At 70.0% G+C, this 23,366-nt stretch carries 24 protein-coding genes; 12 read left to right on the forward strand and 12 right to left on the reverse strand.

What is annotated here, in order from left to right:
* Window positions 1–9: 9 nt before the first annotated feature.
* Entirely contained in the window at window positions 10–1,353 is a 1,344-nt protein-coding gene (locus tag ACZ4NB_RS03605; protein ID WP_467658027.1) for a tyrosine-type recombinase/integrase, read from the reverse strand.
* Between ACZ4NB_RS03605 and ACZ4NB_RS03610 the strand changes: the two genes are divergently transcribed.
* The 7 genes from ACZ4NB_RS03610 (at window position 1,327) to ACZ4NB_RS03640 (ending at window position 6,753) form a co-directional block, all read left to right on the forward strand.
* Window positions 1,327–2,142, forward strand: coding sequence for a helix-turn-helix domain-containing protein (locus ACZ4NB_RS03610; RefSeq protein ID WP_467658028.1), 816 nt, complete (start codon window positions 1,327–1,329; stop codon window positions 2,140–2,142). The two genes, ACZ4NB_RS03605 and ACZ4NB_RS03610, sit on opposite strands and share 27 nt — an antisense overlap.
* Window positions 2,135–2,704: a peptide deformylase gene (locus ACZ4NB_RS03615; protein ID WP_467658030.1), complete on the forward strand. Its 570-nt coding sequence runs from the start codon at window positions 2,135–2,137 to the stop codon at window positions 2,702–2,704. The genes ACZ4NB_RS03610 and ACZ4NB_RS03615 overlap by 8 nt, the downstream gene beginning before the upstream one ends.
* Before the next feature lie 245 nt (window positions 2,705–2,949).
* Complete coding sequence (locus ACZ4NB_RS03620) at window positions 2,950–3,294, forward strand: hypothetical protein (protein ID WP_467658031.1); 345 nt, start codon at window positions 2,950–2,952, stop codon at window positions 3,292–3,294.
* A gap of 3 nt (window positions 3,295–3,297) precedes the next feature.
* Window positions 3,298–4,899, forward strand: coding sequence for an alpha/beta hydrolase (locus tag ACZ4NB_RS03625; protein WP_467658033.1), 1,602 nt, complete (start codon window positions 3,298–3,300; stop codon window positions 4,897–4,899).
* 80 nt (window positions 4,900–4,979) lie between these two features.
* Entirely contained in the window at window positions 4,980–5,534 is a 555-nt protein-coding gene (locus ACZ4NB_RS03630) for a hypothetical protein (RefSeq protein ID WP_467658034.1), read from the forward strand.
* A 537-nt stretch (window positions 5,535–6,071) separates the two neighbouring features.
* Window positions 6,072–6,305 (forward strand): hypothetical protein, encoded by a 234-nt coding sequence (locus ACZ4NB_RS03635; RefSeq protein WP_467658036.1) that lies wholly within the window; start codon window positions 6,072–6,074, stop codon window positions 6,303–6,305.
* 205 nt (window positions 6,306–6,510) lie between these two features.
* Complete coding sequence (locus tag ACZ4NB_RS03640) at window positions 6,511–6,753, forward strand: hypothetical protein (protein WP_467658038.1); 243 nt, start codon at window positions 6,511–6,513, stop codon at window positions 6,751–6,753.
* A 91-nt stretch (window positions 6,754–6,844) separates the two neighbouring features.
* Here ACZ4NB_RS03640 and ACZ4NB_RS03645 read toward each other — a convergent pair whose 3' ends face one another.
* From ACZ4NB_RS03645 to ACZ4NB_RS03670, 6 genes are all read right to left on the reverse strand, one after another.
* Window positions 6,845–7,048 (reverse strand): ferredoxin, encoded by a 204-nt coding sequence (locus ACZ4NB_RS03645; RefSeq protein WP_467658039.1) that lies wholly within the window; start codon window positions 7,046–7,048, stop codon window positions 6,845–6,847.
* Between the two features lie 4 nt (window positions 7,049–7,052).
* A complete protein-coding gene (locus ACZ4NB_RS03650) occupies window positions 7,053–8,294 on the reverse strand; it encodes a cytochrome P450 (RefSeq protein WP_467658041.1) in 1,242 nt (413 codons plus the stop codon).
* Window positions 8,295–8,402: 108 nt separating this feature from the next.
* Window positions 8,403–9,194 carry an ABC transporter permease gene (locus ACZ4NB_RS03655; RefSeq protein ID WP_467658043.1) on the reverse strand — a complete coding sequence of 264 codons (792 nt, stop codon included), beginning with the start codon at window positions 9,192–9,194 and terminating at the stop codon, window positions 8,403–8,405.
* The gene (locus ACZ4NB_RS03660; protein WP_467658222.1) at window positions 9,191–10,207 is read right to left on the reverse strand and encodes an ATP-binding cassette domain-containing protein; all 1,017 of its coding nucleotides are present in this window, start codon (window positions 10,205–10,207) and stop codon (window positions 9,191–9,193) included. The genes ACZ4NB_RS03655 and ACZ4NB_RS03660 overlap by 4 nt, the downstream gene beginning before the upstream one ends.
* Before the next feature lie 124 nt (window positions 10,208–10,331).
* A complete protein-coding gene (locus tag ACZ4NB_RS03665) occupies window positions 10,332–11,168 on the reverse strand; it encodes a DUF4097 family beta strand repeat-containing protein (RefSeq protein WP_467658044.1) in 837 nt (278 codons plus the stop codon).
* Between the two features lie 101 nt (window positions 11,169–11,269).
* Complete coding sequence (locus ACZ4NB_RS03670; RefSeq protein WP_467658046.1) at window positions 11,270–11,794, reverse strand: hypothetical protein; 525 nt, start codon at window positions 11,792–11,794, stop codon at window positions 11,270–11,272.
* Between the two features lie 535 nt (window positions 11,795–12,329).
* Here ACZ4NB_RS03670 and ACZ4NB_RS03675 point away from each other — a divergent pair.
* Entirely contained in the window at window positions 12,330–12,980 is a 651-nt protein-coding gene (locus ACZ4NB_RS03675) for a TetR/AcrR family transcriptional regulator (RefSeq protein WP_467658047.1), read from the forward strand.
* Window positions 12,981–13,015: 35 nt separating this feature from the next.
* Here the strand turns inward: ACZ4NB_RS03675 and ACZ4NB_RS03680 are convergent, their stop codons facing one another.
* Both ACZ4NB_RS03680 and ACZ4NB_RS03685 read right to left on the reverse strand, forming a co-directional pair.
* A complete protein-coding gene (locus ACZ4NB_RS03680) occupies window positions 13,016–14,482 on the reverse strand; it encodes an aminopeptidase P family protein (RefSeq protein WP_467658049.1) in 1,467 nt (488 codons plus the stop codon).
* Between the two features lie 150 nt (window positions 14,483–14,632).
* Window positions 14,633–16,207 (reverse strand): PP2C family protein-serine/threonine phosphatase, encoded by a 1,575-nt coding sequence (locus ACZ4NB_RS03685; RefSeq protein ID WP_467658050.1) that lies wholly within the window; start codon window positions 16,205–16,207, stop codon window positions 14,633–14,635.
* 707 nt (window positions 16,208–16,914) lie between these two features.
* Here ACZ4NB_RS03685 and ACZ4NB_RS03690 point away from each other — a divergent pair.
* Window positions 16,915–17,664, forward strand: coding sequence for a bifunctional DNA primase/polymerase (locus ACZ4NB_RS03690; RefSeq protein WP_467658052.1), 750 nt, complete (start codon window positions 16,915–16,917; stop codon window positions 17,662–17,664).
* A gap of 160 nt (window positions 17,665–17,824) precedes the next feature.
* Window positions 17,825–18,478: a hypothetical protein gene (locus ACZ4NB_RS03695; RefSeq protein ID WP_467658053.1), complete on the forward strand. Its 654-nt coding sequence runs from the start codon at window positions 17,825–17,827 to the stop codon at window positions 18,476–18,478.
* A gap of 232 nt (window positions 18,479–18,710) precedes the next feature.
* On the opposite strand, the gene ACZ4NB_RS03700 is transcribed toward ACZ4NB_RS03695, so the two are convergent.
* Both ACZ4NB_RS03700 and ACZ4NB_RS03705 read right to left on the reverse strand, forming a co-directional pair.
* Window positions 18,711–19,700 (reverse strand): DUF5926 family protein, encoded by a 990-nt coding sequence (locus tag ACZ4NB_RS03700; RefSeq protein ID WP_467658054.1) that lies wholly within the window; start codon window positions 19,698–19,700, stop codon window positions 18,711–18,713.
* A gap of 190 nt (window positions 19,701–19,890) precedes the next feature.
* Window positions 19,891–20,511, reverse strand: a complete 621-nt coding sequence (locus tag ACZ4NB_RS03705; protein ID WP_467658055.1) for an ATP-binding protein — start codon at window positions 20,509–20,511, stop codon at window positions 19,891–19,893.
* Between ACZ4NB_RS03705 and ACZ4NB_RS03710 the strand changes: the two genes are divergently transcribed.
* Window positions 20,468–20,593 (forward strand): hypothetical protein, encoded by a 126-nt coding sequence (locus tag ACZ4NB_RS03710; RefSeq protein ID WP_266105151.1) that lies wholly within the window; start codon window positions 20,468–20,470, stop codon window positions 20,591–20,593. The genes ACZ4NB_RS03705 and ACZ4NB_RS03710 overlap by 44 nt on opposite strands.
* 58 nt (window positions 20,594–20,651) lie before the next feature.
* On the opposite strand, the gene ACZ4NB_RS03715 is transcribed toward ACZ4NB_RS03710, so the two are convergent.
* A complete protein-coding gene (locus tag ACZ4NB_RS03715) occupies window positions 20,652–21,503 on the reverse strand; it encodes a glycerophosphodiester phosphodiesterase (protein ID WP_467658057.1) in 852 nt (283 codons plus the stop codon).
* 366 nt (window positions 21,504–21,869) lie between these two features.
* On the opposite strand from ACZ4NB_RS03715, the gene ACZ4NB_RS03720 reads away from it, so the two are divergent.
* Window positions 21,870–23,366: a S1C family serine protease gene (locus ACZ4NB_RS03720; RefSeq protein ID WP_467658058.1), complete on the forward strand. Its 1,497-nt coding sequence runs from the start codon at window positions 21,870–21,872 to the stop codon at window positions 23,364–23,366.

The following is a 23,366-nucleotide window of genomic DNA, read 5'->3' on the forward strand; positions in this document are numbered from 1 at the left end:
AGCCCGGATTCAGGCGGCCAGGGCACAGGCAGGGCACACGGCGGAGGAAGCGGAGGAAGCCGCCGTGCCAGGTGTGCCCTCAGGGGATGGGGGCGCTGCGGTCGCGGCATCTGTGCCCGCCCGAGTGAACGCCGCATCCATCGCCCGCCGCGTACGGGACTCGCTGTTGGGCATCAGGTGCGTGTACGTGCGCAGTGTGAAGCCCGCGTCGGAGTGGCCGAGGTACTCGGACAGCGCCTTGATGCTCTCGCCGGCGTCGAGGAGGACGGACGCATAGGCGTGGCGGTAGGCGTGCATCCCGTCGTCGGGAGCGGCGGCGTAGCGCGGCGAGCCCTTCTCGCGGGGCGGGATGACTCCGGCGTCGGCGAGTGCCCCCTTCCAGACGTACTGGTTGAAGACGCTGCGGTGGTACGCGCGCCCCTGCTCGTCGGTGAAGAGCAGCCGGTACGTGCGTGGCTCGCCGTCGGGTTTGATCCACGGCAGGGTCACCCGCACCGGCGGGTACTCCTTCATATGGGCCTTGATCGCGGCCGCCAGTTGGTCAGACATAGGGACGGTGCGGAGCCGGTTGCCCTTGGGCGGGGCGAACACCATCGTCGACCGGACCAGCTTGATCTGCTGCCTGATGTGGACCACGCCGCGGTCGAAGTCGAGCTCGTCCTCGTAGAAACCGAAGACCTCGCCCTGGCGCAGGCCGCAGCCGAACGCCGGCTTGCCGCCGCACTGGAAGCGGTGGGGCAGTGCGGCGTTGACCGCGTGGACGCGGTCCAGGCTCCACAGGATGATCTTCCGCTTCGGCTTGCTGGGTAGCTTGACCGAGCTGGACTTGCACGGGTTCTTGGGCAAGAGCCCGTCCTCGACGGCGGCGTCCAACATTGCGGTGAGCACGGAATTGACCAGGCCGATCGTGGACGCCTCAAGGCCCGCACCCTGAAGTTTCTTCACCCAACTCTGGATGAGCGAAGGGCGGTTGAGGGCTCGCATCTCCAGGTGGCCCAGGTGCGGCTCGATGTGGTTGCGGACGATGCCCTTGTACGCGTCCACCGTGCCGATGCCGGCGGTCGCGTCGTCGAGCCACTCGCGGGCGTACGCCTTGAGCGTCTTCTTCGCCGCCGTCGGGTCGACGTACTTGCCCTGACGCAGGTCGTTGTCGATTGCTGCGCCGGCCGCCTCTGCGTCGGCCTTGCGGTCGTAGTTCTCCTTGCGCTGCTTGCCGAACGGATCGCGGTAGCGCAGCTGCCAGCGCCTGCCCTTGCCATGGTCGGCGGAGGGGGCCTTCCCTTTGTGCTCCGGGCATCCCGCCTCGCCTTCCTTCGGGAAGGTCTTGTGCCAGCGGTCGTACACCTCAGCCAAGGAGGGCCCGCCGGCAAGGCGATCTGGCGACCCTGGTGCGACTACGAGCAAGCCAAAACTCGGGAGACCCGCACGAGGCGTCCTCTCGCAGCTCCGCCGGCCCCGCGCAGGCCCCAGCAGCCGTACGCCACCGGCTCCGCCCTCGTCGTCGAACACGACGCTGCCCGGCTCCACTACGACGGCCACTCCTACCGGCTCACCATGCGGCGACTCCTGCGAAACACCGGAGACGAACCGGTGGCCCGCTACCTGATCCGCATCCCCGTCGACCGCTGCCCCGGCGACCCCGAGCGGTCCAACGCCCACTATCGAGCCCACCTGCTGACGTGGGAGGAACTCGACCTCACCGCCACCTGCCGGGGCGAGACGATGCGATGGCAGGCCAAGCACGACCGCGATGCCTTCAAGGAAGTCTGGCTGCTGTTCGACAACGAGCACGGTCGCTTCCCGCTCTACCCAGGTGAGTCCGTGTGGATCGAGTACGCCTACACCGTTGGGGACGACAAGTGGGGCAACTGGTTCCAGAGGGCCGTCCGCCTCTCCACCGAGCAACTGGAAGTCCAGCTCGTCTTCCCCACCGACCTCGACCCGACTGTCTGGGACACCGAGACCTCCATGACCGCCGAAGCCACTCCGCTGCGGACCCCACCCGTCCGGAGCGACGACGGCGAGCTACGGCAATTCACGTGGATCACGGTCACACCCGCCCTCCACGCTCGATACCGTCTGGAATGGCGGTTCCGGGCACGTCCAGAACCCGGCATAAACAAGGGGAGTTCAGGTGATTGACGTGCGGCCCAGCCAGCAGATGCGAGACCTCGGCGTTGTCCAGCGCGGCGCCGGCATCCTTGCCGACACCGCTCGCTCCTTCGACCTCCCTGCCGAGCGCGAAGCGGCCGAGCGCGTCGTGGACGAATTGTTCGCCGCCATGGAACGGATCGGCCAAGCCCACCCCTTCGCCAAAGGCATGGGCATCGCCGCCCCGCAGATCGGCATCGGACGGGCTGCCGCCGTCGTCCAGCCGCACGGCGGCGCGCCCGCCATCATCCTGCTCAACCCACAGATCACCACCGGCTCCGACGAGACGGACGACCAGTACGAGGGCTGCCTGAGCTTCTTCGACGTCCGCGGTCTCGTACCCCGCCCCCTGAAGATCACTGTCGAGACCACGACACTGACCGGCGAGACTGTCACCACCGTGTACGAACGCGGTCTTGCCCGCCTCATCCACCACGAGATCGACCACCTCCACGGGTTGCTCTACACCGCTCGCATGCGAACCGAGGTAGAGCCGATCCCGGTGGAGGAGTACCGACAGACCGGCCGTGCCTGGGTGTACGACGGGGCCTGACCCGGCGGGGCGGCATCCGTCATGACTTGGCTGGATCGAGTGAGGCAGTGCCGCCCGTTGGCGAAGAGCTCCCACTGCCCGGTCACCACTGCGATCAACCTCGGCACCACCCGCGATCCCAGGGGAATACGCCGGCGGCTTCTGGCCAGATCCACCCCCGCTGCAGCCAACCTTTCGGCGTTACCGTCATGATCAGAGGGGCCAAGGTTTCCAACAGGCCCGATCAACAGGGGGAATGTGAGTCCATGTCCAACGGCAGCATATCGGTCACACCCGAGGAACTGCGGTCGGCGGCAGACGCCGCCGACGCCATCAGCCGAGATCTCCAGGCACCCATCGCTACGGCCAAGCGCGATGTCGAAGCGGCAGGTATGGCACTGAAGTCCTGGCACATCGGCCCGGACATGGAGCGTGTTGCTCACGATTGGGGTATGGCGCTGAATGAGCTGTGCCAGCGGATCGGCGGCGGCGACCCCGACAGTGCGGCGACCCGTCTGCGGCGCACCGCCGACGGCCACGAGTTCAATGAGGACCTGACTGCTCAGTCATTCCGGTCGGCCCAGTCACTTCAGTCGTTCCAGGGGCTGTAACCGGTGTCAGAGAACTTCAAAGCACTGCTCAGGCAGGATTTCTCCGATCTGGAGGCCGCCGTGAAGTCCTGGCAGAAGCTGGCCAAGGAACTGGAGGAGGCTCAGGTCCGGCACCGGCACAAGGTGACCGGACCACTGCACGCCAGTGGGTGGCAGGGCGTGGACTCCCGCTACGCATTCATGAAGATGGAGGCGAGCGAGGCCCAGCTCGGCACCGCGCAGTCCGACGTCACCTCCATCGCCACCATCTTGGACACCGTTCACACCAGAATGAAGGAAGCCCAGGAGGACTTGCGCCGGTGTGTGCGCACGGCGGAACTCGATGGGTATGCCGTCGACGACCACGGCAACGTAACGGACAGCAGGTCGTCCTGCCCCACCGGCAATGCCGACGCCGACGCGCAGGAAGAGCATCAACTGCGCGTCGCCACGCTGGAGGGCTACAAGAACGACATCCAGTACTGCCTTGACGAGGCTGGTACCGCTGACTGGGACGGGATGCAGCTCCTTCAGCAGATCGACGCCTTCAACCTCGACAAGGACTACGGTGCGTCGAAGGCCGAAGAAGGCGCCCGCAAGGTCGCGGAGTTCGCCCACCTCGATGAGGATTCCATCCCTTCGAAGAAGGACCCGAAGGAGAACGCCAAGTGGTGGGCTGGCCTTACCGAGCAGGAGCGGCAGTCGTACCTCGACGCCTACCCCGAGAAAATCGGCTGGCTCGATGGCATACCCAGCGCCGACCGTGACGAGGCGAACCGCAAGGTGGTGGATCTCCAGCTCGCGGAGTACGACATGAAGAAGCAGAACGGCGAGTTGGGCATCCATGACCAGCGGCAGTACGAGGGGCTGCAGAAATTGCAGGTTGCGCTCGATACGGCCGACGGCCGTGGCGACGAGCACAAGCGGCTTTACGTGCTGGGGATCGATACGAAGCACCGCGACGGTCGAGCTGTGGTGTCCCAGGGAAATCCGGACACCGCACACGACGTTGCCGTGCAAGTGCCTGGCACGGACAACGACTTCACGAATATCGATGAGCAGATCACCCGTGCGGGCGTGCTGCAGAAGGCTGCCAACGACAATGACGCTGAGAACACGGCGGTCGTCTCATGGCTCGGGTACGACGCCCCCGAGATCGACGGCAGCATGCTCGACACTGAACGCGCCGAGCCGCGTGCCGAGGACCTCCGCGCCTTCACGCACGGGCTGCGCGAATCCCACCAAGGCGAGCGCGCACACATGACCGTACTCGGACACAGTTATGGGTCGACAATGGTGGGCCTCGCCGCGTCCGGGGGTAGCGGGCTGGACGCCGATGACATCGTCGCGGTCGGCAGCCCGGGCATGACCGTGGATCATGCCAAGGATCTGCACATCAACCCCGACCATGTGTGGGTCGGCGGGGCCAAGGACGACCCTGTATCCACGGACTTCTCAGGACTTACCTTGGGTGAGGATCCGATGGAGAAGGAGTTCGGCGGAAAGGTCATCGAAGTGGACACCGAAGGTCACGGCGGCTACTGGGACGACGGCAGCAGGAGTCTGCGAAATCAGGGCCGCATCATCGCCGGCCAGGATCCCTCGGAAGGTGACTACCACTCATGACCCTGCGGACCCCCAAGCGGGCCGGCCGCATCGGAATGCTCGGACTCGCTCTGCTGGCTCTGCTCGCATCAGGAGGATGTATGAACGACGGCGGAAAGAACGACCCGCTCCCGGTCAAGAGCAAGGGGCAAGCGGAGCACCTGGTCCGGAGCCTGATCGACTCGCTGGCTAACGAGTACGACCTGAAGGTTGACGACAAGAGCGTTAACAAGGAGTTCTTCCGCTGCATCGGCGAGAAAGGCGAGTCCGCCAACGACGGCCGCTTCAACCTGGACTACGCCGTGCGGGCTTCGCTTCCCGAAACGGAGCATGGCAAGGCGATCCGCGCCATGCGCAAGAAGCTGGAGGCCCAGGGCTACAAGATCAGCGGCTATCGAGAGGACAAGTCCAAGAACCCGTGGGCGTTGATGGACGCTGAGGGCGGTAGGGACAACGTCTCCGTCACGGTGCAAAGTTCCGATCCGCCCACTCGGCTCACCTTCATTGTCACCACCCGCTGCTACATGCCGCCAGGTATGAAGCAGGAGCAGGTATCGGCTCCGGCAGCTGAGTCCATCCCGGTTACGCCGAAGGACCCACGCCTCGCACTGATGGGGACCACCGGGCCTGCATACCCCGATAGCCCCTTCGGGTAGAGCACCTCTCGGGGAAACAGCCAAGTACCAGCGTGTACCGGAACACGCAGGGGGCAGCCTGGCCCGCCCTCGGATGTGCCCTCGGCGGGCACTTCCAGGGCACAACACACCAGAAAACCCTGCGGACCAGTGAGAACCACCGAGCGTGGTTTTCCCTGGTCCGCACGGTTTTCGCAGCAAAGCCGCAGGTCAGCCGCCATCCCCCGCCATTCGATCCTCAAGTGGCGGGACGGCGCGGCGCTTCCCATGGCGTCATGAGCCGTCGGGCGGCGCCGGGAACTGGGCGCTGACCTACGGAAACCGCCTGTGCCGGGGTGCTGCGCCGGCATGGCCCTGGCCGTTTCCTCCCGGATGCTCTGGGTAGGTCCCTGAGGAGAACTTGCGGGCCGTTGAGACGACTCGACGGCCCGACGACTCGGCGAGGCGGGGGGCCGGAGCATGAGTGACACGTCATTACCGCGTCCAAAAAGCGGCGCGGCTGATGAGGCCACGAACACCTCGGAGGCGCCGGGCGAGTTGGCGCCGGATCGCTCCAAGGTGAAGCGGATCGCTCTCAAGCCGCCCGCCCCCGGACCGCTACCGGAGCGCGAGCGCGGCGGCGATGAGCAGCCCGACCCGCTCGACGCACTGCTGGAGAGGGTCCGCCGAGGCGAGACGGTTGCCGCGCCCGGAGGGAAACAGGAGAGCGGCGATCGGGACCTCCACGAGGAGGAGTGGCGCGCCCACGACAACAGCGGCCCGTACGGCCAGCGACGTCGCCGCCGGAACTGATCAACCTTCGATCAGTCCCTGATCAACCCCCTGAACAGTCCCTGATCAACTGCCGCACAGCCTCTGATCAACTGCTGTTCCGGCGTCGGTTCCGGCGCTGTCGCGGCCGGTCGAGACCCCCAGGACCGGGCCTGCCGAGGGGCTTGTCAATCGACTCGTTGCGTGCTGCCCTGGTGAGTCAAGTGGCCTATACCAAGGGGGAGTTGTGGCTACGTTCAGGAACGCCTGCGGCGAGTGCCGCTACATCACACCCTGGCTCAAGGAATCCGAGGCGGAACGCCGGATCATCGAGCACTACGCCCGCCACCATCCGGATGTCGTACCGGGCGGCGCCCAGCAGATCAACGGAGGCGGCAGCGGCGGCGGAGGCGGCTGTGGCGGCTGCGGCGCCATCGCACTCGGCTTCATCATCCTGCTCGTCATCATCAGCCTGGCCGGCCAGAAGTAGAGCGGCCGCACCGGAACGGCGGACCTCCCCGGACGGACAGGGCCCAGGTCCGCAGACCTGGGCCTTGGGCTGAGCGGGAGGAATCGCCGGGCTACCGCTCGGCGGTGGTGATGGCCGCGGCGGGGCAGAAGCCGGCGGCCTGGCGGGCCGCGGGGGTGTGGGCGGCGGACGGCTCGGGGGTCAGGAGCAGGACCCGGCCGTCCTCGTCGTCCTGGTCGAAGACCTCGGGGGCGGTCAGTGCGCACATCCCGGCGCCGACGCAGCGGTCGCGGTCGATGCTGATGATCAGGGCCATCGGGCTACTCCTTGTCCCAGGTGACCGGGAGCTGGTGCACCCCGTAGATGTTCGAGAAGGTGCGCAGCGGGACCTCGTCGGCCGGGATGGCCAGCCGCAGTGTGGGGAAGCGGGTGACCAGCGCCGGGAGGGCGACGCGCATTTCGACGCGGGCCAGTTGCTGGCCGAGGCACTGGTGGATGCCGTGGCCGAAGCCCAGGTGGCCGGTGGCCTTGCGGTGCAGGTCGAGCCGGTCGGGGTCGGGGAAGCGCTGCGGGTCGCGGTTCGCGGCCTCCATGGACAGGGTGACCGTCTCGCCGGCCTTGATCAGCTGACCGTCCAGCTCGACGTCCTCCAGCGCCGACTTGACGGAGGTGTGGGCGATGGTCAGATAGCGCATCAGTTCCTCGACGGCCTTGTCGGCGAGGTCCGGATCGTCGCGCAGGGCCGCGAACTGGTCCGGGTTGCTCAGCAGGGCGAAGGTGCCGTGCGCGATCATGTTGGCGGTGGTGTCGAGGCCCGCGCCGAGCAGGAAGGCGCCGACGCCGGCGAGTTCCTCGTCGGTGAGGTCGCTGGTGGTCAGATCGCTGAGCAGGTCGTCGGTGGGCTCGGCACGCTTGGCCAGGACCAGGGCGTGCAGATACTCCCCCATCCCGTTCATGGCGGCCATCCGCTCCTCGTCGGTGGACCTGCGGTCGGTCATCGTGTGGGTCTGCCGCTGGAAGGTCTCCCGGTCGGACGAGGGGACGCCGAGCAGTTCACAGATCATCAGGGCCGGTATGGGCTGGGCGAAGGCCCTCACCAGGTCCACCGGGCCGCCCTCGCGCTCCATGGCGTCCAGATGCTCCGCGGTGATCGCCTCCACCCGGTCGGTCAGGGCGCGCATCCGCCGGACCGTGAACTTGCCGGCGAGCAGCTTGCGGAAGCGGGTGTGCTCGGGGGCGTCCATACCGGTCATATCGCCGACCGGTGCCGGGGGCAGGCCGCCTTCGGGGCCGCCGGGCAGCGGGTAGTGGATGAGTTCGTACCGTGAGCTGAAGCGGGGGTCGGCGAAGATCGCGCGGACCGTGGCGTAGCCGGTGGCCAGCCAGCCCACGTGGCCGTCGGGGTAGGTCATCCGGCGGAGCGGCTGCTCCTCGCGGATTTGCGCCAGTTCGGCGGGCGGGGCGAAGGGGCAGCCCGAGGGGCGGTCGATCGGCAGCTCGGAGAGCGGTGCCGGGTCCCCTGCGGTCGTCTCGGGCGCGTGCGTCGACGGTTCGTTGTGCATGGTGTCCTCCGGTACGGGGTCAGCCGCGGTGGGCTAAGACGTGGTGGGCCAAGGCGTGGTGGTCGGGGCCGTGCGCGAGGGTGCGAAGTGGCCTGTGCGGTGCGGCGATCACCGCTTGGCGTCCCGGTTGAAGGCCGAGCGCGCCCAGAAGTAGCCGACCAGGGCGAGGCCGACGCACCAGGCGAGTGCGGCGATCCCGCTGTTGCCGATCTCGGTGCCCATGAGCAGGCCGCGCAGCGTCTCGATGACGGGGGTGAAGGGCTGGTACTCGGCGAACCAGCGCAGCCCGGCGGGCATCGACTCCGGCGGGACGATGGCGCTGCCGAGGAAGGGCAGGAACGTCAGCGGCATGGGCATGTTGCTGGCGGTCTCGACGTTCTTGGCGATCAGGCCCATGGCGGCGGACAGCCAGGTCAGCGCCAGGATGAGCAGGACCATGACACCGAGGAACGCGAGCCACTCCACGGCCGTGGCGTGGGGACGGAAGCCCATCAGCAGCGCGACGCCGATCACCAGCGCGACGCTGAACAGCGTCTGGATGACACTGCCGACGACATGCCCGGTCAGGAACGAGGCGCGGGAGATCGACATCGTGCGGAAGCGGTTGACGATGCCCTCGGTCATGTCGGAGCAGACGCTGATGGCGGTGGACAGGGCCCCGGAGGTCGCGGCCATCAGGATGATGCCGGGCGCGACGTAGTCGATGTACTCACCGCCGCCGCTGGCCATACCGCCGATCCCGCTGCCCAGGGCGCCGCCGAAGACGTAGTTGAACAGCAGCAGCATCACCAGGGGCATCGCCACGACCGAGACCGTCATGGACGGGTACCGCAGCGCGTGCTTGAGGTTGCGCCGCAGCATCGTCATGGAGTCGCTGACGGCGTAGGACAGGGAGCTCATCGGACGCTCTCCTTCTGGGAGTCGGCCCCGGCGCCCGACTGGGCCTGGCCGGTGAGGGTGAGGAAGACATCGTCGAGATCGGGCGTGTGCACCGTGAGGGACTCGGCCTTGACCGACGCGTTGTCCAGGACGTCGAGGACGGCGCGCAGGGTGGGGATGTCGCCGTCGCTGGGGATGCGCAGGGTGAGTTCTTCGTTGTCGCGGGTGGCGGAGGCGAAGAGGGCCGCCGCCGTTTCGAGGCCGTCGGCGTCGCCGAAGCGCAGGCGGATGTGGCCGCCGGGGATCAGGCGCTTCAGCTCGTCCGCGGTGCCCTCGGCGACCAGCCTGCCGTGGTCGAGTACGGCGATGCGGTCGGCGAGTTGGTCGGCCTCCTCCAAGTACTGCGTGGTGAGGAAGATCGTGACGCCGTCGTCCGCGACCAGACCGCGGATGATCTCCCACATGGTGCGGCGGCTGCGCGGGTCCAGGCCGGTGGTCGGCTCGTCGAGGAAGATGATGCGCGGATCGCCGACCAGGGTCATCGCGAGGTCGAGCTTGCGCCGCATACCGCCCGAGAACGTCGCGACCGGCTTCTTGGCCGCCTCGGTCAGCTCGAAGCGGTGCAGCAGCTCCGCGGCGCGCCGCCGGCCCTCGCGGCGGGGCAGATGCTGCAGGTCCGCCATCAGCATCAGGTTCTCGTGGGCGGTCAGCAGGTTGTCCACCGCCGCGAACTGGCCGGTGACGCCGATCGCGGCGCGTACGGCATCGACGTCGCCGGTCAGGTCGTGCCCGGCGATCCGCGCCCGGCCGGCGTCGGCGGAGATGAGGGTGGAGAGGATCTGGACGGTGGTGGTCTTGCCGGCGCCGTTGGGGCCGAGCAGGGCGAAGATCGTGCCCTCGGGGATGTGCAGGTCGATGCCGTCGAGGACCACTTTGTCGCCGAAGGACTTGGCCAGTCCGGTGGCGGTGATCGCCGGTGCGGCGGTGGTCGGAGCCGGGCCGGGCGGGGGAGCGGCATAGGACGGGGTCTTCATGGGCATGACAGGTCACCTTCCGTGCTAGGTGGTGTGGTGGTCGGCGGGGAGCGGTGGATCGCGTGGCCGGGACCCCTCCCCCAGGGCCCTGAAGGGGCAGGGGAGGCGTCCCCGGCTCAGGTGGTCAGGCGCGGCGGATGACGATGTCGCCGACGCCGGTGCGCCCGCGCACCTCGACCTTGTGGGCGGAGTCGCCGGGGCCCTCGGACGTGCCGAGGGAGTTGCGCATGGCACCGACCTGGGTGTGTACGTCGAGCCAGGCGGCGGTGGACTCCCGGATGCCGACTTCGAGATCGCCGATGGCGGACTGCAGCGTGATCTGGCCGCGCGTCACATCGCCGACGCGGATACCGCCGTTGGCGGCCTTGGCGTTGACCGAGGCGTGCGCGATGTCCACGGAGATGGCGCCGTTGGAGGAGTTCACCCTCAGATCGCCGGTGATCTCGCCGAGCTCGGTGTCCCCGTTGCTGTTCTTGACGATCGCCGCGCCCGCGATCTCCCCGACCTCGATCCGCCCCGCGCCGACGATCTCGGCGTCTCCCGTCACACGTGCCACGTTGATCCGGCCGTGGTCGGTCCGCAGGTTGGCGGCCGCCGCCTCGTCCACCCGGAGGGTGCCGAGCGAGGTCTTGAGCCGGCACTCCCCGAGGCGGCCTTCGCAGTGGAAGTCCCCCATGGGCGCGTTGCCCAGGACGTCCGAGTCGGCCGGCAGCTCGACGAGCACGTCGACCGAGCCGGTCTTGCCGAACGGGGAGCGCTTCTTGGGCCCCTTGACCAGCAACGTGCCGCCCGAGCAGGTGACTTTGGTCTGCTCCGCGGTCCGTACGTCCAGCTCGCTGGTGGCGTTGGTCGGCAGCACCTCGACGACCGTGTCGGTGCGCTTGCTCGCGATGATCCGGACCGACCCGATGTCGAACTCGACGGTGGCGGAGATCGGTTCGGGAGTGTCGAAACGTGGCATGGCTGTGCCGTCCTCTTGGCTGTGGTCTGCGTTCCCGCTGGTCAGGCGGGTGGATAGGTACTCGACCTGTGCGAGGTGCTGGCGTGCTGTGCGGCGGTGGGCTAGCGGACCCAGCCCGTGAAGCCCTGCTGTCCCCGGGAGCGGCGGCCGGTCGGGCGGGGGCGCTCGGCGGGCTGCTCCAGCGAGGTGGCGACGGCCCGTACCAGCCAGGCGTTGACCGAGAGGCCCTCCTGGCCGGCGGCCTCCTCGACCCGGGTCTTGAGGTGGGCCGGGAGCCGGAAGTTGATGCGTGCGGTGCCGCCCTCGTCGGTGTCCACGGCGGGAACCGGCGGAGGTGCCGGGGCGCTCTCGGGCTCCGCGGCCTCCTCGAACACCTCGTGACCCGGCGGCGGTGTCACCACGAACTCGGGGTCGAGCCCGCGCAGCCGTACGTCGACCGATCCCGGCGCCAGGTCACGGGTGACCTCCCCCATGGCGGCGGACAGGGCGTTCAGCAGGGTCAGCCGGGCGGCCGACTCCAGGGGTGTGGTGAGCCGCTCGGCCAGAGCGCGGGCTTCGTCTCCGCCGGCGTCCGCGGCGACCGCGAGCTCGTGCCGGAGATTGTCGACGTAGGGCGTGAGGTCCATAACGCCACTATGGCATCACGGTGGCGCCATGGCAAGTCCTTGTGGCGCCACGGTGGCGTGCGTGGCGCCATGGCGGCGCCATCGAGGTGTCGTGAGGGTGCTCCAGCGCCGCTATGGCGCCAGGTGCGGCACTCATGGCACTCGTGGTGCACGGAGCGCACGTGGCCCCCATGACGTCTGTGGCGCGGGACGGTGTGCCGCTGCGTCAACTCCCCTTGAAGGGCGCCGTGAACAGGTGGCACTGCCGCCGCGGCGGCCCCTCGCCCTGGACGGCCGCCGGCTCGCGGCGACCGAGCACTACAAGGAGTTGCCGTCGGGGGCTACCGTGGGGGTGTCAAACCGGGGCGAACGTCGGCAGTCTGACGACTGGCCGGAAATCACCCCGGGGCAGCGCGGTCTCGCGGTGGGAGGACCTCCCCCGCGGCGTCCCCTGTCCCTACGAGACCAGCGCACACCAGGGCTAACGCGAAGCCAATCGCGTTAGTCTTTCCCGGACAATACTTGGCGTGAACCCGCACTGCAATACGGAGCCGTCGTGACGACAGCGCACCATGCCCCGGGCGCGACCCGCCCCGGCGGGCGTACGGCCCGCACCCGGCAGGCCGTACTGGCCGCCGTCTTACAGGAGTTGGACGACAGCGGCTTCGCCGAACTCACCATGGAGAAGGTCGCGCAGCGGTCGGGTATCCACGTGGCGACGCTCTACCGGCGCTGGCGCTGCACCGAGGGGCTGGTCTGCGAGCTGCTGACCGACCTGAGCGCCGATGTGCCGCTGCCCGACACCGGCACACTGCCGGAGGATCTGCGGGTCCTGGCCCGCTCGATAAGCGCCTTCTACGGGGAGGCGCGGATGAGCCGGCTGATCGAGGCGGTGGTCTCCGCCGCCGCCCGCGACCCGCAGGCGGCCATGGTGCTGCGGTCCTTCTTCGACGAACGGCTGGTGCTGGCCGGCCAGATGGTGCGGCGGGCCGTGGAACGCGGCGAGCTGCCCCCGGAGACCGACCCGGAGGAGGTGCTGTCGGCCCTCGGCGCGCCCTTCTACTACCGGATCCTGATCTCCCGTCGCCCCGTCGACGCGGCCCTCGCCGAGTCCGCCGCCACCGCCGTATGGGCGGCGGCCCGTGCGGGCGCCTACGCGCGGCGGGCCGACGCCCCGTCATACGGGCCGTCTCCCGGCGACGCCTGACGCCACCGGGAGACGGAACGGGATCGTGCCGCGGCCTACTTCGCGAGCAGGCCCGCCATCCATGCCTCGACCTCGTCCGACCGGCGCGGCAGCCCGGCCGAGAGGTTCCGGTTGCCGTCCTCGGTCACGAGGATGTCGTCCTCGATCCGGACGCCGATACCGCGGTACTCCTCGGGAACCGTCAGATCGTCCGCCTGGAAGTACAGGCCGGGCTCGACGGTCAGCACCATGCCGGGCTCCAGCGTGCCGTCGACGTACGCCTCGGTGCGGGCCGCGGCGCAGTCGTGGACGTCCAGGCCGAGCATGTGGCCGGTGCCGTGCAGGGTCCAGCGGCGCTGCAGCCCCAGCTCCAGCACCCGCTCGACCGGGCCCTCGACCAGGCCCCACTCGACCAGCTTCTCGGTGAGCACCCGCTGCGCGGCGTCGTGGAAGTCGCGGAACGCCGCGCCCGGCTTGACCGCCGCGATGCCCGCCTCCTGGGCCTCGTACACCGCGTCGTAGATCTTGCGCTGCAGGTCGGTGTAGCGGCCGTTGATCGGCAGGGTGCGGGTGACGTCGGCGGTGTAGAGGGTGGTGGTCTCCACACCGGCGTCCAGGAGCAGCAGGTCGCCGGAGCGGACCTGACCGTTGTTGCGGACCCAGTGCAGGGTGGTGGCGTGCGGGCCCGCGGCGCAGATCGAGCCGTAGCCGACGTCGTTGCCCTCGACGCGGGCGCGCAGGAAGAACGTGCCCTCGATGTAGCGCTCGCTGGTCGCCTCGGCCTTGTCCAGGACCTTCACGACGTCCTCGAAGCCGCGCACCGTGGAGTCGACGGCCTTCTGCAGCTCGCCGATCTCGAACGCGTCCTTGATCACCCGGGCCTCGGAGAGGTACACCCGCAGCTCTTCGTCGCGCTCGGCGGTGACCTTGTCGGTCAGTGCGGCCTCGATGCCGGCGTCGTGGCCGCGCACCACGCGGACCGGGCCGGTGGCCTCCTTGAGCGCTTCGGCCAGCTCGCGCACGTCCTTGCAGGGGACGCCGAGCAGCGCCTCGGCCTCGGTCAGGCTGTGGCGCCGGCCGACCCACAGCTCGCCCATGCCGTTGAGCCAGAACTCGCCGTTCTCGCGGTTGGAGCGGGGCAGCCGGTAGATCGTCGCGTCGTGGCCGTCGGCGCCCTTGCGGGGCTCCAGCACCAGGACGCTGTCGTCGGTCTGGTCGCCGGTGAGGTAGACGTACTCCGTCGAGGCGCGGAAGTCGTACTCGGTGTCGTTGGAGCGGGTCTTCAGATTGCCCGCCGGGATCACCAGGCGCTCGCCGGGGAAGCGCGCGGACAGCGCGGCGCGGCGGCGGGCGGCGTTCGGGGCCTGCTCGATCGGCTGCAGATCGCGCAGCTCGGTGTCGGCCCAGCCGCCCTTCATGTTCTCCGCGAGCTCATCCGAGAGGCTCGGGTAAAGGCCGTTCTTGCGCTGCTTGATCGGCTGCTCGTCCTCGTCCGGGGTCTCCGGCGTGAGCTCGTCGGTCACTATGCCTCCTTTTAAGACTGAACCGCATTCCATCGTATGTGCGGATGGAAAGCCGTCCAGGGGGAAGAAGGTGTGACTTCTCGGGCATTTAGGCCGTAGATGCACGGTTTCGGAGGTGTTTCGCCGCGCTACTCCTCGTAGCGCCTCGCGCTACTCCTCGAAGTACGCGACCAGCAGCACCACGTCCTCCTCCGACGACTCGTCCTCCAGGCCCCGCGGCAGCATCGCGCGCACGATGTGGTCGGCCACCGCCTCCGGATCATGGCGGCTCGTCCGGGGGACGCCCGCGGCGGCGGCGTGCAACCGGGCGAAGGCGCGGTCCATGGGCTGACCTGTGCGGTGCAGCAGCCCGTCGCTGTAGAGCAGCAGGGTCTCCCCGCCGGCCGGTTCGATCTCCACGCTCGGCGCTTCCCAGCAGCCCAGCATCCCCAGCGGCGCGGACAGCGAGGTCTCCACGTACTCGGTCCGCAGATCGCCCAGGATCAGCGGCGGGCAGTGGCCGGCCCCGGCGAGCACCACCTTGCGGGCGAAGGGGTCGGTGATCCCGCCGGGCATCGGCGGTGCGGGCGGCCCGCCCGGCGCACCGGGCGGCGGCTCGGTGAAGGCGAACAGCGCGGTGGCGCTGCGGGCCGGCTCGGTCAGCCGCATCAGCAGTTCGAGGTCGGACAGGACCGCGACCGGGTCCTCGCCCTCCATGACCGCGTACGCGCGCAGCGAGGCCCGCAGCCGCCCCATGGCGGCCACCGCGCTCGGCCCGGAGCCGGTCACCGAACCGATGGCCAGGCCCAGCGCTCCCTCCGGCAGCGGTAGCGCGTCGTACCAGTCGCCGCCGCCGCGCGGTCCGGTGCTGTGCCGCGCCGCGAGGCGTACGCCGGGGATCCGCGGCAGCCGGCGCGGCAGCAGCTCCTCGCGCAGGGTGCGGTTGGCCTGCCGGGCGCGGTGGAGTTCGAGGAGGCGGGCGAGGTGCTCGGCGGCGTGTGTGCGGTAGAGGCCGACGAGGTGGCGCTGGCGTTCGGTGGGCTCGGCCGGTTCGTCGTAGAGCCAGACCGCCGCGCCGGTCCGGCCGATGGGGTCGGCGGTGAGCGGGACGGCGTAGCTGGCGGCGTATCCGAGGCGGGCGGCGACCTCGCGCAGACGGGGGTCGAGGTCCTTCTCGCCGGGGATGTCGGGCTCGGCGATCTCGGAGGCGTCCTCGCCGTCGGCGCCCGGCTCGGGGAGGCCGTCCAGTATCCGCGCGTACGACAGGGCGCGGCGCGGGACGGTCTCGATATGGCCGATGTCGGCGTGGCCCAGGCCGAGTCCGACGGTGGTCTCCGGGCCGAGTCCGTCGGCCGGGGCGAGCACGACCATGCCGCGGCGCGCACCGACCAGTGAGGCGCCGGCCCGCAGCAGCTCATGGAGCGCGTCCTTGAGCGTGCGGGTGCGCGCGAGCTGTTCGAGCAGGTCGTGCAGGGTGCTCAGGTCGGAGATCCAGCCGGCCAGCCGGTCCTGGATCGCGGCGAGTTGATCGATGGCGGAGGCTTCGAGGGAGCCGCCGGACGGGAGGGCGGCGGCGCCTTGGGGGGTGTCCGAAAGAGTGCCGGACGCGCCGTCGGATGAGGAGCCGGAGGGGGTGCGGGCGGCGGGGTCCGCGGGGGTGTGGGCCACGCGCGGGTCCGTAGTGTGCGTGGGGGCGGGGAGAGCTGGCTCGATTCCAGCCACTTTCGGTACGTGTGGCGCGGTCATGGCTGACGGCCATCGACGCGACAGGAATTACCCCAGGTCAGGCGGGAGTTTGGTAGGACGTGTGGCATTTCGTTGAGTGATGCTGTGCGGTGCGTTTGGCCGCGCAAATTTGTCAATAGCATCGCAAACCCCCATGTCATGTTGCTCCGCTATCAATGCCTCCACATGTACACGCACCAGCGATGTGATGTCCAGCATTGTCCCGATGGGGTTTGTGGTGTCAGCGAGGTCTGTAGATTGGCCTGAAAACGGCCCCCTGAACGTCAATTTGAGGTCGACTGACGGCGATCAGCAGCGCGTCATCACCACAGTGGCGGGTACGTAATCGGAAAGGTGCGGGGCCAGTTGGGGCCGCATCGGAACTCTCCGGCGGGCACCGGCGTCTCATAGGGCGACCACCGCGACGCACCCCTAAGTGGCGGGGACTGCACTACGGAGCGCAAGCGCCATGCGCGCGCCACCCCCCGCCACGTTTCCCGCTCGGCGTACGGCGTGATGCGCTGCCCTGTACACGCGGTGACCGATATCCACGTGGCGTGATCGATGCGCGATCGACCCCGGGGCGCTTGGCCGGGCCGCAACAGACGCCACACAACGGCATGAAGCGGCGCGGCGCGAAGCGCAGGTGAACCGGTGAGCAGTGCCCAGTAGTGCCCTGTAGTGCGATGGACGAAGCCCTCGGCGTTTACGGAAAGGAACGAGCGCTCATGCGCGAGATCCTCGGAAGGCGACGCAAGCTCCTGTTCCGGCGCGGCGGAAGGTCGGCGTTGCTCGGTGCGGCGCTGCGCTGCGCCACCGAGTGGCAGTGGCCCGTACTCCCCGGTGTGGGACTCCGGTCCGGCGGCCGCCAGCCGGCCGGCGCCCGGCTCGGCCTCGGCGAGCGGGCCGCCCGTCAGTGCCACTGCCCCGACCCCGACTGCGTGGTCCCCGGCGCACACCCCTTCGACCCCGGACTGCTGGCGGCCACCACCGATGCCCGGATGGTGCGGTGGTGGTGGACCAACCGCCCCGACGCCCCGATCGTGCTGGCCACCGGCGGCCGCGCGCCCTGCGCGGTGAGCCTGCCCGCCGTCGCCGGCGCCCGCGCCCTGGCGGCCCTGGACCACTTCGGCGTACGTCTCGGCCCCGTGGTGGCCACGCCCAGCCGCTGGTCGCTGCTCGTATCGCCCTACGGACTGCCGGAGTTGGGTGAGCTGCTGTACTCCCAGGACTGGGTGCCCAGCTCGCTGCGCTTCCATGGGGAGGGCGGCTATGTGGTGCTCCCGCCGTCCCAGATCGGCGCCGGCGGGGTCCGCTGGGAGCGGCCGCCGGCTTTCCCCAAGCGCTCGACTTCCTTCGAGCAGGGGGGACCCCCGCCCTCCGCGGCGCCCTGGCTGCCGAAGGTGGACACGATCGTCGACGCACTCGTCATGGCGAGCACCGGGACTCCGGACGGCGGCAGCCGGCTCGCGTACTGAGCCGCCGGGCGACCCGCGCCCGGTTCACCCGTACGGGTGTGACCGCCCCGGATCACTACGGGAAACGGGTGTCCGGGCGGCCGGGTGGCCCCTTCCCGGCCGATAGGTTCGGCCCACCGTCAAGCCGCCGTCGGCGGCAACTCAATCGCAGGTGGGGCCCATGCAGCGTGCGCAGAAACTCCGCATGACCGGCCTCGGCGGGGCGGCGGTGCTCGCCATCGCCGTTCCGCTGGGTGCCGCGATCGCCGGTCCGGCGGACTCGGTGATGCCGGACCGGCCGGCGTCGGGTGCCGAGTCCGGGGCGAGAGCCAAGGCCGAAAACAGCCGTATGGAGGAATCGGGCGTCAAGGGTGAAGTGGGGGCCAAGCCGGACAAGAAGCCCGCCGCCTTACATCACCCGACCGGCCCCCTCGACGCCCTCGGCCTCCCGCTGCTCTCCGGGCGGACCACCCGCTGCGGCCCCGAACTCGCCTCCGCCCAGGGCATCGAGGTCCAGACCTGTGTGCTCGCCGAGCGCGGCCGGACCTGGGCGCGTACGTACTACCGCAACATCACCGGCAACCCGCTGCGTGCCGTGCTGACCCTGATGCGGCCGGACGGCGGGACCGTACAGGTGAACTGCGACCTGCCGGCGGCCGACGTGCCGGGCCTGTGCGAGACGCCGTCCGGGCTGACCGTGCGCCGGGGCCGGGAGGCGTACGGCGCGGTGGCGGAGATCGCCGACGCGGCGGGCGAGCGGCTGCTGCTGCGCTCCGGCAGCAACTCGGCTGCGGGCGGCGGGGGTTCGGAACGGCGAGGGCGCGCGGGCCGCTGACAGCAGGCCGGGCCGATCGGAACGCCTGGTTCCGGACATGGAAGCGCCCGGTCGCTGGCGACGGGGGATGCACCAGCGACCGGGCTTTTAGAACCGTAACAAGAGATCGGCGGTTAGCAAATTCGATCGTGGATTTCCGGACGCCTATTTACCGGCAGGTACGGGGAGTTGTGACCGGTGTCACGCAGGTGCCCCGAGTGGCGTACGGTCCTCACGGCCGGGTCCGCCGCTGTCAGCTCAGGGTGATCTGACGGTTGGTGAGACCGCCGCGCGCCCGGCGCTCGTCGGCCGTCAGCGGGGCGTCGGTCGCGAGGGCCTTGGCCAGCCGCTCGGCGAACTCCTCGGCCGGCTTGGCGACCTCCTCGGCGCCCATCGACCGGGGCAGGTCCCAGACCGGCACGACCAGACCGTGCGCCCGGAACGAGCCCACCAGCCGGGTGCCCTCGCCGAGCGAGGAGCTGCCCGCGGCGTGCAGCCGGGCGAGCGCGTCCAGCAGCTGCTCCTCCGGGTGGGAGGTGACCCAGCGCAGATGGTTCTTCTCCGGGGCCTCGCACCAGTACGCGCCCTCCAGGCCGGGGATCCGGGCGGTCGGGATGGCGGCCGCGTTGGCCCGCTCCAGGGAGGCGGCGACCTCTCCCGTGGCGTTCTCGGCGTTCTCCACCCAGAACTCGAACCCGGTGTGGACGACCGGCTCGAAATCCGCCTCCAGGTCGAGGAGGTCCTGTAGGCGCGGTCCGTCGGGGGAGGGCCGGCCGGCGGTGACCGGATTGCCCGGTTCCGTCTCCAGTGCGCGCTGCAGGGTGTCCGCGAGGGCGCGGCTGAGGTCACCGGATGCGGTGTCGTTCTGCAGGCCGAGCATCACCGCGCCGTTGTCCCGGCGCAGCGCGGGCCAGGCCATCGGCAGTACGGTCGCGAGCGTCACGGAGGGCACGCCCTCGGGCAGCCCGCCCTTGAGCGTCAACTCCGCGGTGGCGGCGGGCACCAGCTCCCGCAGCGCCACCCAGTCGCACTCGCCGGGCAGGCCCTCGAAGGGGCGCTGCACCAGCTCGGTGGCGGCGTGCGCGGCGCGTCGCCCGTGACATGCCTTGTACCGGCGGCCGGAGCCGCAGGGGCAGGGCTCACGAGCGCCGACGACCGGGTAGTTCTCCTCTCCGCCGGGTGCCCCGTCCTTGGTGCGGGCGTGTGCTGCGGCCTGGGGCTGAGGGCGGCGCTTCTTGGCCATGGCGACGGCTTCTCCTGGTCGATCCTGGACGTACGGACGCGTTTCGGCGCGAGCCTAGAGGATCGCGTACGAGGTCGCGCTCGCCTGTGGACAACGCCGTGTCCCGCCCTGGTGTCCCTGGCGTGTCCCGCCCCGTGTCATGAGCCCGGGCCGCATCCGGTGCTCCAGCCCCGCGCCCGGCGCGCGGCCGCTACGTCAGGTCGTCGAGGTCCGCGAAGGCCGGTCCCAGCGGCATCACCGGCCGCCCGCCGGTGGCGATCGACGGGGGTACGTCCGGGGTCAGCTCCACGCGCGTAGCGAAGGCACCTTGAAGGGAGAGCACCGCCCAGACCGTCACTTCGCCGGCTGTGGTGTCGCGTACGCCCCAGTCCTTGGCGAGCGACCGGATGATCGCCAGCCCGCGGCCGCCGTGTGCGGTGACCGACGGTGTGGCCGGAAGTGGTCGGGTCGGGCCGCCGCCGTCCGTGACCGCGACGGTCAGCCGGCCCTGTGCGTCGATACGCCACGACGCGCGTACGGATGCCAACGGCGCGTCCGACGCACCGTCCTTGGGCGCCGACCGAGACGGGTCACCCGCTACGGCTCTTGCGGAGCACGGTGATCCGTTTTCGTATATCGGACGCGCATGGCGACACGAATTGCTCAGCAGCTCCGAAAGGATGAGCACCGCGTCATCGACGACATTGTCCTGAACTCCACTTGCCAACAGCTCTTCTCGCATGCGTCGCCTGGCCATGCCCACACCCACTGGGCCATGAGGTACGGCCATGATCGACGACGTCGGCACCTCTTGTGCCACCACCAACGCCACCCCCGAAACCTCCTTTGCCCCACGCCACGGGATGAATGCCCCAATGGACTGGACCGGAAACCGGCCAAGCGGCACGCAGTGACGCACTAGACACGATCGAATACGAGTCGAATGCGCCGGTGCACACCCTGTGATGGGCTTTAGCCAAGGCCGAGTTGCCTTCGCACCTGTTTGGGGCGGTTTGTAATTACCGCATCCACGCCCAGCTCCTGGCACAGCTCGACATCGGCGGCGTCGTTGACCGTCCACACATGGACCCGGTGGCCCGCGCGGTGCGCCTTGGCGACGTACTCCGGGTGCGCGCGGACGATCCGCATCCCCGGGCCCGCGATGCCGACGCCGACCGGCAGCCGGCCGTCGCGGTAGCGGGGGGTGAGGAACTGCATCAGGTAGACGCCGGGAATGCCGGGCGCCGCGGCCCGCAGCCGGTGCAGCGAGCGCGCCGAGAAGCTCATGACGCGGACCGGGGAGGTCCAATCGGTGCTCCTGGCCGGTTTTGCATACCCGAACCGGTCGAGCAGCTCGACCAGCCGCTCCTCCACCTGTCCGGCCCAGCGCGTCGGGTGCTTGGTCTCGATCGCCAGCTCCACCCGCCGGTCCGCGTCGGCGACCAGCTCCAGCAGCCGCTCCAGCGTCAGCACGGACGTCCGCTCGGGGTCCTCGTGCTGCCGGTCCGGCGCCTCCCCGTACGCGTCCTCGTTGCCCTCTTTCCACGATCCGAAGTCGAGGGTGGCGAGATCGGCGAGCTCCAGGGCGGAGACCGCGCCGCGCCCGTTGGAGGTGCGGTTCACCCGCCGGTCGTGGACGCACACCAGATGGCCGTCCGCGGTGAGCCGGACATCGCACTCCAGCGCGTCCGCACCGTCCTCGATCGCCCTGCGATAGGCGGCCAGGGTGTGCTCCGGGGCATCCTCGGAGGCACCCCGATGGGCTACGACGGAGATCGTCGGACGATCCGGACGGGCGTCCTGAGAGGGGCGTGCAGAGGTCACCGAGTTATCGTGCCATTCCATCGCCGACCGGCCGCCGGTGCCTACCCCCGGGGCACGGAACGGGCAACGTGTCTGCTTTGTCCGACATAAAGAATGAGGGGACAGTCACAGCCTCGGCTTACGGCGCTCTGACGCGCGGTGGGAAAGGCTGGGACACAGACTTGCCCGTACCGGCCGGTCGGGCCTCCCGGGCCTGGACCGGCCCACCGGGACTCGCCCGGATCGCCCGGATCCTGAATCCTGGGTGACGGGGTACGGGTCCCCGGTGGACCCGCGGCGAGGAGCTGTACGACCCGCAAGACCCCGTTCGGGCGCCACCGGCCCCGTACGGGACCGTGAGGCCCGCGTGAAGCTGAGGAGAGAGCTGTGAGCACCGAGAACGAGGGAGCCGCCGTCCCGCCGGAGGCCACGCCGCCGGCCGGGCCGCCGCCGGACCGCGCCCCCGCGTCCGCCTCCGGCGCCCAGGCTCCCCACGCACCGTCCGCGCCCGCCGCGCCGCCCCCGCCGCCGGCCTTCGCCCCGACCGTCGCCGGTTCCGCAGGCGGCCCCGGTGATCAGGACCGTGCCCAGGGCTCCCCGGGGCACGCACCGCACCCCGGCGGCGAGCCCCCGGCCGGGGCCGACCAGACCGCCCAGATCCCCGCGTACCCGACCGCCGGCCAGGGCTCGTCCGGTGGCGGCTGGGGCCAGCCCCCGTACGGCGGCCACCCCTGGGGTGCGCCGCCCGACAGCCCCTCCCCCAAGCGGCGCAACGGCGGCCTGATCGCGGCCGTACTGGCGGCCGCACTGGTCGCCGGCGGGATCGGCGGCGGCATCGGCTTCTGGGCCGCGGGCCAGAACGACAGCGCCTCGACGACGGTCTCCGCGACCGGCGACACCGGCGCGCTGAACCGCAAGCCCACCTCGGTCGCGGGCATAGCGCAGAAGGCGCTGCCGAGCGTCGTGACGATCGAGGCCCAGGGCGCCACCGGCGAGGGCGGCACGGGCACCGGCTTCATCTACGACAAGCAGGGCCACATCCTCACCAACAACCACGTCGTCGCCAGCGCGGCCGACGGCGGCAAGCTCACCGCCACGTTCTCCAACGGCAAGAAGTACGACGCCGAGGTCGTCGGCAACGCCCGGGGCTACGACGTCGCCGTGCTCAAGCTCAAGAACGCCTCCGACGCCACCCTCAACCCGCTGCCCCTCGGCAAGTCGTCGAACGTCCAGGTCGGCGACGCCACCATCGCGATCGGCGCGCCCTTCGGCCTCTCCGGCACGGTCACCACCGGCATCATCAGCGCCAAGGACCGCCCGGTGGCCTCCAGCGACGGCGGCGGCAGCAGCGCCTCGTACATGAGCGCCCTGCAGACGGACGCGTCGATAAACCCGGGTAACTCCGGCGGCCCTCTGATGGACGCCGCCGGCAACGTCATCGGCATCAACTCCGCCATCCAGTCGGCGGGCAACGGCGGCCTGGGCGGCGAGTCCGGCCAGTCCGGCAGCATCGGCCTGGGGTTCGCCATCCCCATCGACCAGGCGAAGCGTGTGGCCCAGGACCTGATCAAGACCGGTAAGCCGGTCTACCCGCAGATCGGCGTCCAGGTCGGCATGCGGGACACCGGCGACGGCGCGACCATCGCCCAGACCGGCAACAACGGCTCCGAAGCGGTCACCCCGAACGGCCCGGCCGACAAGGCGGGCCTCCAGCCCGGCGACACCATCACCAAGCTGGACGACACGGTCATCGACAGCGGCCCCACCCTGATCAGCGAGATCTGGCAGCACAAGCCCGGCGACACGGTCACCCTCACCTACAAGCGCGCCGGCAAGGAGCACACCGCCAAAGTGACCCTGGGCCAGCGCACCGGCGACAAGTGA

The sequence above is a fragment of the Streptomyces sp. NPDC026575 genome, assembly GCF_055567415.1.

Coding starts and splice junctions, on each gene's coding strand:
- ACZ4NB_RS03660 (WP_467658222.1), bottom strand. CDS start 10,207: ATGAAGACCCCGTCCTATGCCGCTCCCCCGCCCGGCCCGGCTCCGACC.
- ACZ4NB_RS03645 (WP_467658039.1), bottom strand. CDS start 7,048: ATGGCCCTGATCATCAGCATCGACCGCGACCGCTGCGTCGGCGCCGGG.
- ACZ4NB_RS03710 (WP_266105151.1), top strand. CDS start 20,468: ATGATCGACGACGTCGGCACCTCTTGTGCCACCACCAACGCCACCCCC.
- ACZ4NB_RS03690 (WP_467658052.1), top strand. CDS start 16,915: ATGCGCGAGATCCTCGGAAGGCGACGCAAGCTCCTGTTCCGGCGCGGC.
- ACZ4NB_RS03665 (WP_467658044.1), bottom strand. CDS start 11,168: ATGCCACGTTTCGACACTCCCGAACCGATCTCCGCCACCGTCGAGTTC.
- ACZ4NB_RS03650 (WP_467658041.1), bottom strand. CDS start 8,294: ATGCACAACGAACCGTCGACGCACGCGCCCGAGACGACCGCAGGGGAC.
- ACZ4NB_RS03695 (WP_467658053.1), top strand. CDS start 17,825: ATGCAGCGTGCGCAGAAACTCCGCATGACCGGCCTCGGCGGGGCGGCG.
- ACZ4NB_RS03630 (WP_467658034.1), top strand. CDS start 4,980: ATGAACGACGGCGGAAAGAACGACCCGCTCCCGGTCAAGAGCAAGGGG.
- ACZ4NB_RS03670 (WP_467658046.1), bottom strand. CDS start 11,794: ATGGACCTCACGCCCTACGTCGACAATCTCCGGCACGAGCTCGCGGTC.
- ACZ4NB_RS03655 (WP_467658043.1), bottom strand. CDS start 9,194: ATGAGCTCCCTGTCCTACGCCGTCAGCGACTCCATGACGATGCTGCGG.
- ACZ4NB_RS03700 (WP_467658054.1), bottom strand. CDS start 19,700: ATGGCCAAGAAGCGCCGCCCTCAGCCCCAGGCCGCAGCACACGCCCGC.
- ACZ4NB_RS03685 (WP_467658050.1), bottom strand. CDS start 16,207: ATGACCGCGCCACACGTACCGAAAGTGGCTGGAATCGAGCCAGCTCTC.
- ACZ4NB_RS03620 (WP_467658031.1), top strand. CDS start 2,950: ATGTCCAACGGCAGCATATCGGTCACACCCGAGGAACTGCGGTCGGCG.